Genomic DNA, 11,799 nt, shown 5'->3' on the forward strand with positions numbered 1-11,799 from the left:
TGAACTTTATTATATTTTTTAATCCGGTTATCTATTTTAATAAGTATAGAAAGCCGATTAATCAGAAATTGATAGTTTTTTCTATAGTCTGTTATCCCCCCTGCCTGCGGCATCCCCCCTTTTTAAGGGGGGAGATGGGTAGCTCCCCCTTTGTTTAATAAGGGGGAAACGGCGAAGCCGAGGGGGATCAATAGTGTTAGCTGATTTTAACTGGATACCCTGTTTTCTATATTCATTAAAAAGTTATGGTACATATCGTTTCCGTGAGGCGCGGGTGATAAAATCCGATTTTTTAGTTATCGGTTCAGGCATAGCAGGTCTGTCGTTTGCATTGAAAGCAGCCGGACTAGGCAGCGTGGTGATCATCACGAAAAAAACCAACAGCGAATCCTCGACAAACTATGCACAGGGTGGAATAGCCTGCGCGCTCGGCGGCGACGATTCAAGGGAACGGCATGTTGCCGATACTCTTTCTACGGGTGAAGGGCTCTGCCACGAGGATGTGGTTACCGCCGTGGTCAATGAAGGTCCGGAGATGATCCGGCAGCTGGTCGACTGGGGATGCCGTTTCAACCGAACCGGGAACGGAGGTTTTTCGCTCGGCCGCGAGGGGGGGCATACCCGCAACCGGATTATACACACCGATGATCTGACCGGACGAGAGATAGAGCGGGCGCTCCTCGAACAGGTGATCGCGCATCCGAATATCACCATGCTCGAAAACCATTGCGCGGTGGACCTTCTCACCGAGCATAACCTCGGCGTCATTACGAAACCGCATGAAATACACTGTTTCGGAGCATATGCGCTCGATGCGGACACCGGCGCCGTGGAAACGTATATATCGGGGATGACCATGCTTGCCACCGGCGGAGTGGGACAGGTTTACCTCTACACCACGAATCCCGGAATTGCCACGGGCGATGGAATCGCGATGGCTTTCCGTGCGGGGGCAGAAGTCGGAAACCTTGAATTCATACAGTTTCATCCAACGAGCTTCATGCTTCCGGATGGCACATCGTTCCTGATTTCGGAAGCGGTCAGGGGCTATGGCGGCGTGCTCGTCGACAGCAAAGGAAACCGTATCATGGAAGCTCATCCCATGAAAGACCTTGCGCCCCGCGACATTGTTGCGCGGACAATCGACCGGTATCTCAAGAACAGCGGAGATACATGCGTCTATCTCGATGTGACCGGTTTCGACGCCGATGCCACAAAAAAGCGGTTTCCCAACATTTACGAAACCTGCCTGAAATACGGCGTCGATTTAACGAAAGACCCCATCCCCGTCGTACCTTCGGCTCATTACATGTGCGGCGGAGTAATGACCGACTCGTACGGCAGGACGACAATCTCGAACCTGTATGCTGTTGGTGAAGTGGCATTCACCGGGCTGCACGGCGCTAACAGGCTCGCCTCGAACTCGCTCCTCGAAGCGGTTGTGATGGCTTCGCGGGCTTTTTCGGCGGTGAAGGAAGACCGCCGGCTTCTCTCCGGGCTGCCCGATATACCCGAATGGAACGACCGAGGAACATTCGATCCCGAGGAATGGGTCATCATTTCCCATGACCGCAATAACATACGGCTGCTTATGTGGGATCTCGTCGGTATCGTCAGGAGCGATTTCCGGCTCAGACGGGCCATGAGCCGTATCGAGCTGATACTGGATGAGGTCGAAAAATACTACCGGCGGACGAGACTTTCACCCGAGCTCATCGAGCTGAGGAACCTGGCTATCTGCGCATGGCTCATTGTGATGTGCGCCCGTCACCGTAAGGAGTCGCGCGGTCTCCATTACAATACCGATTACCCGGACCGCGATGACCGTGTCTGGAAACACGATACACTCATTCAGAACGAGGAAATCCTGGCCTGAGGGGTAGGGAAAGAGACAGAGGGACAAAGGGACATAACTGAATCAGAAAGACAATTTTTGAGAGATAACTCTATATGAAGACCGAAAATAAAATTACCGTGCTCGATTTTGGCGGTCAGTATGCGCATCTCATCACCAAACGGATACGGCATCTCGGCGTCTATGCGGACATCATGCTTCCCGATGTGAGTATCGAAGAACTCGGCAGGCCCGGGGGGATTATTCTTTCCGGCGGCCCGTCGAGCGTTTACTCTGAGAATGCGCCGCCGTTCAATCGTGAAATTCTCGAAACGGGTATTCCTGTCCTCGGTTTATGCTATGGCATGCACCTCATCGCGTTCCTTCTCGGCGGCGAGGTTAAACGGCTCAACCGCCGTGAATACGGCAGGGCTGAGCTCGAAGTCGTCGGGAAGACACCGCTCTTCGATGGCCTCGGTGAACGTGAGCAGGTCTGGATGAGCCACGGCGATTCGGTCGTCAGGCCTCCGGATGGATTCAGCGTCATCGGCAGGACCGGAGACTGCCCCTTTGCGGCGATAAGCGATGAAAAACGATTGCTGTACGGTCTTCAGTTTCATCCCGAGGTCAAGGATACCCCTTCAGGCGACCGGATTCTGAAACATTTCATAAAAAATATCTGCCATCTCGATAAAAACTGGTCGATGGAGAGTTATATTGCTGAAAAGATGCAGGAAATCCGCGAGCGTGTGGGCAGCCGCAGCGTTTTTCTCCTTGTATCCGGCGGGGTCGATTCCACAGTCACCTTTACCCTCCTGAACGAGGCGCTCGGGGAAGACCGTGTTCTCGGTCTTCACATCGATACGGGACTTATGCGGAAGAACGAGACGGCTGCGGTGAAAATCGCACTCGAAAAACTCGGTTTCCATAACATGGTTGTGGTCGACCGGAGTAGCGATTTTCTCAGGGCAGTCGATGGCCTGACCGACCCTCAGGAAAAACGCAGGGCAATCGGCGATGAATTCATTTATGTGAAAGATCGCGAACTCACCGCGCTCAATCTCGATCCGGATCGCTGGCTGCTCGGGCAGGGGACGCTTTATCCCGACATTATCGAATCCGGAGGGAGCCGTCACGCCGATGTGATAAAAACTCATCATAACCGCACCGACATGATAAAGGAGATGGTCGCGAAAGGTCTCGTCGTCGAGCCGCTCGACCAATTGTATAAGGACGAGGTCCGCGAGGTCGGAGAACGGCTTGGCCTGCCCCATGAACTCGTATGGCGGCACCCGTTTCCGGGGCCGGGGCTCGGTGTCCGTGTTCTGTGTGGCAGGGGTGGTGAGTCTGCTGGAGATTATTCTTTGATAGTGGATAAGGTGCGCTCGAAGGCCGAACCGGCCGGGTATTCTTCCACTGTGATACCCGTCCGCAGCGTCGGAGTCCAGGGCGACGGCAGAACGTATGCTCATCCGGCCGCTGTCGATGGCAGGATCGACTGGGAAAAGCTCGATCTGCTCTCCACCGATATCACCAACGAAATCGACGGGATCAACCGGGTTATTGTAAAAATCGGCGGCGGTGAGATTAAGCCGCTTGTCAGCTCATTTGCAACACTTACCAAGGATCGTCTCGACCTTATCCGTGAAGCGGATCACCGGGCCATGGAGGTTTTACGCGAACATGGGCTTTATGAAAAAATCTTCCAGATGCCCGTTGTGCTCCTTCCCGTTTCCACTGATGGTACACAGGAGTGTGTGGTTGTCCGGCCGCTCGAGTCATCCGATGTCATGACCGCGCGGTTTTTCCATATGCCAAAGGACAGCCTCAGGGAAATCGCCGACAGAATTCTTGCGCTCGGCTCGATCGAATATGTATTCTATGACGTAACGAACAAACCGCCCGGAACATTCGAATGGGAATGAAATTACGGGATATTTTCTGCGGAAAAGTGATGAGCCTGACCTGTTCGTAAAAAATTAATGGAACGCGATCGGCCGGATTTTCACGGATTTGTTCATATATATTTTTACAATGTGAACGATTAGTAATTACAAATGATAGTATAAATAATTATTTATGTTTATTTGTGTCTTTGTGTTTTGGTGGTTATTTTTCTTTAAATTCGGAATAGGAATCATACACGCAAGGATTCATTTTAAAGCTGTATGCCCTGTGTCAGATATTACCCGGATTTGTTTCACGTGATTTTTTGAAGGAAATGGTTCATGAAAATTGTCGTTTGCATCAAACAGGTTCCCGATACCATGGATGTACGGATTGACCCGGTGACGAATACGCTCGTCCGGGCCGGTGTTCCCTCGATTCTCAATCCGTTCGATGAGTTTGCCATCGAGGAGGGGCTGCGAATCCGTGAGAAGTGTGGTGGTACGGTTACCGCCGTCACCATGGGACCGCCGCAGGCCGATGAGATTCTCCGTGTTGCGCTCGCAATGGGAGTGGACGATGTTGCTCTCATTTCTGACAGGGCGTTTGCCGGCTCCGATACCCTTGCGACCTCGTATACGCTTTCACGTGGAATCGGGAAAATCGGCGGTGTCGATATCGTCATTACCGGAAAGCAGGCCATTGATGGCGATACCGCGCAGGTCGGCCCCGGTATTGCCGCAAGGCTTGGGTTGTCTCAGCTTACCTATGTATCGAAAGTCGAGGATATCGATCTCGAAAAGAAAACGATAACCGTCGAGCGTCTTCTCGATGGCGGCCGTGAGCGTGTACAAGCGGACTTGCCGGTTCTGATGGCGGTTGTCAAGGATATCAATGTTCCCCGTCAGCCCTCGATCCTGAAAATGAAAAAAGCACGGGGCGCGCAGATACCGCTGTGGAAGGCTCAGGATATTGATGCAGATGAAAATCAGATCGGCCAGAACGGTTCCCCGACGTGGGTCGAGCGGATTTTTTCCCCGGAACAGAAGTCGGGCGGAGACGTGTTCAGCGGCGAGGCGGATGAATGCGCGGCGCGGATAACGGAACTTCTGCTTGAAATGAAGTTACAGTAGAACGAGAACCCGTTCTTGAAAACGGGGCCGGGTGTCTGTAATGACGGCTTTCATAAATACCGGCTGCATTGTTCGTTCATTAATCAGAGTGAGGTGACATGGGACTTGTCATTATAAAAGAAAAGTGTGTCGGATGCAGATTATGTATAAAGGCCTGCCCCTTCGGCGCGCTCGATCTCATCGATAAAAAAGCGGTTGTTAACGAGAAGTGCACATTATGCGGAATCTGTGTAAGCTCCTGCAAGTTCGATGCAATCGTTCTTCCCGAGCGAGATCGTACAGGCCACGTGAACATCGATGAATATCACGGTGTCTGGGTGTTTGTCCAGGAGGACGGCGGCGGCATTCACCATGTATCGCTCGAGCTCGTAGGCGAGGGAAGGAAGCTTGCCGACCGGCTCGGCACCCATCTTTCCTGCATGGTGATGGGGGAAGGCATCGAACCGCTTCTGGATGAGCTCTCGCATTATCCCGTTGACCGTATGTATGCGGTTGAGCATCCTGTGCTTGCACGGTACCGCACCAAGCCGTTTGTCGCTGCGTCGGTTGCGCTCATCACCCGGTACAAGCCTGAAATCGTTCTTATCGGCGCCACTGCAACGGGGAGAGATTTCGGAGGCGGGCTTGCGACCGAGCTCAGAACGGGACTGACAGCCGATTGCACCGATCTCGATATCGAGGATGAAACGCGGAGTCTCCTCCAGACCCGTCCTGCATTCGGCGGGAACATCATGGCAACCATCAAATCGTCACGGCACCGTCCCCAGATGGCGACCGTACGGCCTAAAGTGTTTGCCATGCCGCTCAGGGGTGAGAAGCGCGCCATCGAGGTTGTAAGGGAGGAAGTCAGCCTTTCGGAAGCAGATCAGATGACAAGAATACTTGAGTGGATTCCTTCAAAGGAAGGTGTCAACCTTGCCGATGCCAATATCATCGTTTCCGGCGGGCGCGGGATAGGCAAACCGGAGAATTTCTCCCTGCTCCAGGAGCTGGCGGAGCTTCTCGGCGGAGCTGTCGGAGCGTCGCGCGCGGTCGTTGACGCCGGATGGATCGATTATTCCCACCAGGTTGGCCAGACGGGACGGACAGTGAGGCCGACGGTGTATATTGCGTGCGGTATTTCCGGTGCTGTGCAGCATATTGCCGGTATGAAAACATCGGAAGTAATCATAGCCATCAACAGGGACCCCGATGCGCCGATTTTCAAGGTCGCGACGTACGGTTTTGTCGGAGATGTACTGGAAATTGTCCCGAAACTGATAAAGGAGCTGAAAAGCCGCAGAGGTCTGGCATAAATGGCGGAACTGTTTGTATGGAATAGAAAATGGACTGTAACCCTGAACATTGAACCTTAGACAGGAAATAACCATGAGTGAATCGAATACTGTTTCCGGCTGTTGTACGGGCAACTATCTCTTCAAATCCGATCCCGAGGTCTACAAAGAGATAAAACATGAATTTGAACGTCAGCGCGACAACCTCGAGATGATAGCATCCGAGAACTATGCATCGACCGCGGTTCTTGAGGCCGCCGGCTCCATGCTTACGAATAAGTATGCCGAGGGTTATCCGGGGCGGCGTTATTACGGCGGGTGCGAATTCGTGGATGATGTCGAGCGGATTGCGATCGCAAGGGCAAAAACCATCTTCGGTTGTGATCATGCGAACGTTCAGCCTCATGCCGGTTCGCAGGCCAACATGGCGGCTTATTTTGCCATGCTCCAGCCCGGCGACCGTATCATGGCGATGGACCTCGTGCATGGTGGTCATCTGACCCACGGCAGTAAAGTGAACTTTTCGGGCCGTATGTACGAGATCATTCCCTACGGTGTCAGGCGCGGAGACTGCCTGATCGACTACGATGCTCTTGCCAAGAAGGCCCGTGAGACAAAACCTGCCCTGATCGTCGGAGGCGCGACCGCCTATCCGCGGATCATCGATTTTCCGAAATTCAGGGAAATCGCCGACGAGGTCGGCGCCCGTTTCATGGTTGATGCAGCCCATATAGCCGGGCTCATTGCCGGCGGCGAGCATCCGAGCCCGGTGCCCTTTGCCGATGTTGTAACGGGGACGACGCATAAAACTCTCCGTGGTCCGCGCGGCGGATTTATCCTGTCCACCGAAGAGCTGGCAAAACCGGTCGACAGACAGATTTTCCCCGGTATTCAGGGCGGCCCTCTCATGCACATCATTGCCGCAAAAGCCGTGGCGTTCGGCGAGGTGCTGAAACCGGAGTTCAAAACCTATGTACGGCAGATTGTCGTGAACTGTAAAACGCTTGCGGCGGAGCTCATGTCCCGTGGATACACTCTTGTGTCGGGCGGGACGGACAACCATCTCATTCTGGTCGATCTGAGCGGGAGCGGCATCACGGGGAAAATTGCGGAGGAAGCCCTCGGGATCGCCGGAATCACGGTCAATAAGAATACAATCCCCTTCGAAACGGAGAAACCGACGATAACGAGCGGTATTCGTATCGGTACAGCCGCCCTCACGACCCGTGGAATGAAAGAGCCTGAGATGCGCACGATTGCCGATTTTATTTCGCGTGTTCTGAAAAATATTGATAACGAAACAGTTTTGGCGAAAATACGCGGAGAATCCCGCGAACTTGCTCAATCGTTTCCGATATTTGCATGGTAAGCGTTTTTTTTATTGTAAAAGGAGCTCACGGGTCAGACGGCTTCAGAGCGATAATCCGTTTGGGCGTTAACATGAAAGGCGACCGGTATGAAGTGCCCGTTTTGCGGTTCTGATACAGACAAGGTGGTCGATTCGAGATCTTCTAAAAACGGCGAATCGATCAGAAGACGTCGGGAGTGCCAGAAGTGCAACCAGCGTTTTACGACCTATGAGTACATTGAGGATGTCTCACTCAATGTCATTAAATCCGATGGTACCCGCGAGCCGTTCGACCGGAAGAAACTGCTCAGGGGTATTACGATTTCATGTGCAAAACGGCCGATTTCGATTGACAGGCTCGATGAGATAGTCGACCAGATAGTCCGCGAAATAGAGATGCGTGGTGAACGTGAAATTTCATCGAAACTTGTCGGTGAAATGGTCATGAGGCATCTCAGGGACCTTGACGAAGTCGCATATGTCCGGTTTGCATCCGTGTATCGTAAATTCAAGGACAAGTCGGAATTTATGGAAGAGCTGAAAAACTTCATCGAGTCGTGAATCCGTATGTTGGCTTTTTCCGTATACTGCTGCGGTAATTCCTGACAGGTGTTTGAGAGAAATACAATGTCAATAGCCGGAAACATAAAGCGCGTGTACGAGGAGATCGGCGAAGCGGCTTCCCGCGCGGGACGCGACCCTTCGGAGGTGGTTCTGCTCGCTGTGACCAAGACGCGCACGGTACGGGAGATTGAGGAGGCAGCTGCTGCGGGAATCGTGCACTTCGGCGAGAACAGGGTTCAGGAAGCATCCTCGAAAATCCCCGATATAGCTCTTCCGGTTATCTGGCACATGATCGGTCCGCTTCAGTCGAACAAAGTCAAACCTGCGGCAGCCCTGTTTGAGTGGATAGACAGTATACACTCGAAAAAAATTGTCGATCTGCTTTCGGAGCGTGCCGCCGAAACGGGACGAATCTTCAAAGTGCTCATTCAGGTTAATATTTCCGGTGAATCCGCCAAATCGGGTGTCCCGGTCAATGAAGTCCGTGACCTGGTTGCCTGTGCGGCCGAAAAAAGGAATCTCGATGTAAGGGGGCTCATGACCCTCGGATCGTTCGGTGTGACTCGAGAGGTTACTCGTTCCGAGTTTGCCCGGATGCGTGACCTGTTTGACTCTTTCCGCGCCGATCCGGAGCTGGCTCCCCGTATGGAAGTGCTTTCCATGGGCATGTCTGATGATTTTACCATCGCGGTCGAGGAAGGTTCGACCATGGTCAGGGTAGGAACGGCAATTTTCGGAAAAAGGATTTGACAATTCCATGATTCGCATGGTTTTTTATCATATACTGGAAGGAATGATCCTCCTTATCCGGGCGTGTACGATTATTGCTGCGGGACTCCTGATTGCGAGATCGATTATTGTCCGGTTCATGCCGGTGCAGGCGCGATCTCTTGTACTTACCCTGGAAAATATGACCGAAGCGTTTGTTACCCCGGTTCGGGTTATACTTCCAGAACAGGGATGCACACGTAATATTGATTACGCTCCTCTCGTGGCGGCAATCATCATTCTTCTGCTGGGGCTTGGTTTTAAGGAACTGCTTGAAAATATTGAAGTTTATTGCGCAATAAACAGATGAAAATACAGAAGGATAAATTCTACGCATAATGCGTGTTTTCATTGAGATGAATCAGGTGCTGAAAATTATTACAGAGGGGGAATAACCGTGAATATCTCACCGCTTGACATACGGAAACATGAATTCAGAAAGACGATGCGTGGTTTTGACCCTGACGAGGTGACGGCGTTTCTGGATATGATTTCTATGGAGTACGAAACCCTTGTCCGTGATAACGCCCTGATGAATGAAAAAGTGGCTAATCTGGACAGTCAGCTCAAGAAGTACCGTGATATCGAGAGTACTCTCAGGGAAACCCTTCTTTCCGCCCAGAAAGCTCGTGAAGATACAATCATAACTGCAAAAAAACAGGCCGAGGTAATCGTGCGCGAGGCCGAAGTGAAAGCAGCTTCGATTATCGAAGAAGGCCGTAATGCACTGACGCGGCTCCGGAGCGCGTTTACGGAGCTCAAGGTTCACAAAGACACATATCTCACAAAAATAAAAGCGCTTACCAAAGCCCAGCTCGATGTATTTGAGCAGTATACATTTTCCGAGGAGAAGAAACTCGAGGATATGAAGCCGATTTCAGATGAAGGAACGGTTGAAACATCCCGGAAAGAAGTATCTCAGAAAGAGATATCCTTGAAAGAAACAGCCCCGAAGGAAGTACCACAGCAGCCGAAACAATCCGGGAAAAAAGCGGATGAGGTTGTACAGTTGACCCGGGAGACATTTTTCCCGGAGGATTTCGATGACGCAAAGGAAGATGATAAGTAAATAAAGGCAAAATAAACAGTGAGAATCGTAATACATATGGTCGCTCATGCGACGTGTTATGTTGAAAGGTAAACAATGACTGTTATAACCGATATGGTTAAAAAGGCGCGTGACTACATTTCCTCCATGACCGATTTTGTGCCCGAAGCGGGAATTGTTCTCGGAACCGGTCTCGGTGGTTTGAGCAATGAGATACAGTCTGAAACGGTTATTCCGTATTCCGATATTCCCGGTTTTGTTCATTCTACCGTGGAATCCCATCAGGGCAGGCTGATTTTAGGAACATTATCGGGGCATCGGGTAGTCGCCATGCAGGGACGATTCCATTATTACGAGGGATATTCCATGCAGGAAATCACATTCCCCGTGCGTGTCTTAAAGTATCTCGGCGCTTCGGTTCTTGTGATTTCAAATGCCGCAGGCGGTATAAGGGCCGATTTCGGGAAGGGCGATCTCGTGCTTATCAAAGACCATATCAATTTATTAGGAGACAACCCGCTCAGGGGTGTGAACGAACCGGAATTCGGTACGAGATTTTCCGATATGAGCGAACCCTATTCACGGCGTCTCATGGCACTGGCCCGTTCTGCGGCTGTGGAGAAGGGAATAGGCCTTCGGGAGGGCGTATACGCAGCGATGCAGGGGCCGTCGCTTGAAACCGCAGCCGAGTACCGCTTTCTCAGAATGATAGGGGCAGACATGGTCGGAATGTCCACAGTTCCGGAAGCTATTGTGGCTGTTCAGATGGGTATGGAAGTGCTCGGTATAACCATAATTTCCGACATTTGCATTCCCGAAAACCTGGAACGCGTGGTCATACAGGAGATCATCGCAACCTGTGAAGCGGCTGAACCAAGATTGACGATGCTTATAAGGGAGGTAATCGGGAAGCTGTAAATTTTTTGTCCTTGATCAGAAATTACTTTCAATTCTGGAAATAATATTGTATCTTACTTAACTCGATATGAGTTTGAAAGTACTTTCTCCATCAGAGGGAAGCTGATTATGAATCAAAAGGATCTTGAGTACTTCAAGGATTTGATCCTGAGAAAAAAGGAAGCGCTGGTGGCCGAGCTCGGTTATCTCGAGACCTCGACCATGAGTACGACTTCCAAGGATCAGTCCGGTGATCTTTCCGCCTATTCTTTTCATATGGCCGATCAGGGTACTGATACCATGGAGCGGGAAATGGCGTTTTCTCTCGCCTCACGTGAAGGGCGTTATCTCCACCATCTCAACGAAGCCCTCGATCGTATCAAGGATGGGACATACGGGAAGTGCCGTTCGTGCGGAAATGATATTTCAAAGTCCCGGCTTGAGGCTGTTCCCAATGCAACGCAGTGCATAAAGTGCAAGAACGCCGAAGAAAAAAAACAGCGAGGATTATAGTGCGCAGGTATTTTTGGCTTATTGTACTTTTTATTTTTGCTGTTGTTACAGATCAGCTGTCAAAACATGCTGTCGATTCATTTCTTAACCTCTATGAATCCCGGAATATCATTGGGGATTATCTCAAGCTGACCTATATCAAAAATTCCGGAGCATCTTTCGGTATCTCATTTGGTAATCCGACTGTAATGATCGTCGTTAATATCCTCGTTATTCTTCTTCTTGCTTTTTTGTTTTTCAAAGGTACGCTGCGACCGGAAAACATTTTTGGAAAGATTGCGGTTTTTCTGGTTCTGGGAGGCGCGATAGGTAATCTTATCGACCGTATCAGGTTCGGTGAAGTCAGAGATTTTATTGAAATGGGTATCGGGCACTATCGCTGGCCGGTTTATAATCTCGCCGATATTTATATCACCTTTGGAATGTTTATTCTCTTTTTTATATATGCCTTTAAAAAAGACTCCACCGGGGATGTAATCACCCCTGCACCGGAATGATCCTCTTATGAAAGCCGGAACCACCCTCTCATGTGA

At 51.0% G+C, this 11,799-nt stretch carries 12 protein-coding genes; all 12 read left to right on the forward strand.

Features of this window, described 5'->3' with window-relative positions:
* The first annotated feature begins 274 nt into the window (after positions 1-274).
* Positions 275-1,876, forward strand: a complete 1,602-nt coding sequence (gene nadB / locus LLG96_08980) for an L-aspartate oxidase (protein MCE5250339.1) — start codon at positions 275-277, stop codon at positions 1,874-1,876.
* Positions 1,877-1,950: 74 nt separating this feature from the next.
* A complete protein-coding gene (gene guaA / locus LLG96_08985; GenBank protein MCE5250340.1) occupies positions 1,951-3,759 on the forward strand; it encodes a glutamine-hydrolyzing GMP synthase in 1,809 nt (602 codons plus the stop codon).
* Between the two features lie 303 nt (positions 3,760-4,062).
* Positions 4,063-4,854: an electron transfer flavoprotein subunit beta/FixA family protein gene (locus LLG96_08990; GenBank protein ID MCE5250341.1), complete on the forward strand. Its 792-nt coding sequence runs from the start codon at positions 4,063-4,065 to the stop codon at positions 4,852-4,854.
* A gap of 98 nt (positions 4,855-4,952) precedes the next feature.
* Entirely contained in the window at positions 4,953-6,149 is a 1,197-nt protein-coding gene (locus LLG96_08995; GenBank protein ID MCE5250342.1) for an electron transfer flavoprotein subunit alpha, read from the forward strand.
* Positions 6,150-6,222: 73 nt separating this feature from the next.
* On the forward strand, positions 6,223-7,497 hold the full coding sequence (locus LLG96_09000) for a serine hydroxymethyltransferase (protein ID MCE5250343.1): 1,275 nt from the start codon (positions 6,223-6,225) through the stop codon (positions 7,495-7,497).
* An 87-nt stretch (positions 7,498-7,584) separates the two neighbouring features.
* Positions 7,585-8,037, forward strand: coding sequence for a transcriptional regulator NrdR (gene nrdR, locus LLG96_09005; GenBank protein MCE5250344.1), 453 nt, complete (start codon positions 7,585-7,587; stop codon positions 8,035-8,037).
* A gap of 66 nt (positions 8,038-8,103) precedes the next feature.
* Entirely contained in the window at positions 8,104-8,790 is a 687-nt protein-coding gene (locus LLG96_09010) for a YggS family pyridoxal phosphate-dependent enzyme (protein ID MCE5250345.1), read from the forward strand.
* A 7-nt stretch (positions 8,791-8,797) separates the two neighbouring features.
* Complete coding sequence (locus LLG96_09015; GenBank protein ID MCE5250346.1) at positions 8,798-9,118, forward strand: YggT family protein; 321 nt, start codon at positions 8,798-8,800, stop codon at positions 9,116-9,118.
* A gap of 87 nt (positions 9,119-9,205) precedes the next feature.
* The gene (locus LLG96_09020) at positions 9,206-9,877 is read left to right on the forward strand and encodes a DivIVA domain-containing protein (GenBank protein MCE5250347.1); all 672 of its coding nucleotides are present in this window, start codon (positions 9,206-9,208) and stop codon (positions 9,875-9,877) included.
* A gap of 75 nt (positions 9,878-9,952) precedes the next feature.
* Positions 9,953-10,774, forward strand: coding sequence for a purine-nucleoside phosphorylase (locus tag LLG96_09025; protein ID MCE5250348.1), 822 nt, complete (start codon positions 9,953-9,955; stop codon positions 10,772-10,774).
* 108 nt (positions 10,775-10,882) lie between these two features.
* Positions 10,883-11,266 carry a TraR/DksA family transcriptional regulator gene (locus LLG96_09030; GenBank protein ID MCE5250349.1) on the forward strand — a complete coding sequence of 128 codons (384 nt, stop codon included), beginning with the start codon at positions 10,883-10,885 and terminating at the stop codon, positions 11,264-11,266.
* Entirely contained in the window at positions 11,266-11,763 is a 498-nt protein-coding gene (gene lspA / locus LLG96_09035) for a signal peptidase II (protein MCE5250350.1), read from the forward strand. The genes LLG96_09030 and lspA overlap by 1 nt, the downstream gene beginning before the upstream one ends.
* The last annotated feature ends 36 nt before the right edge of the window (positions 11,764-11,799 follow it).

The organism is bacterium, from assembly GCA_021372535.1.
In the GTDB taxonomy this organism is placed as follows: Bacteria; Latescibacterota; Latescibacteria; order Latescibacterales; family Latescibacteraceae; genus JAFGMP01.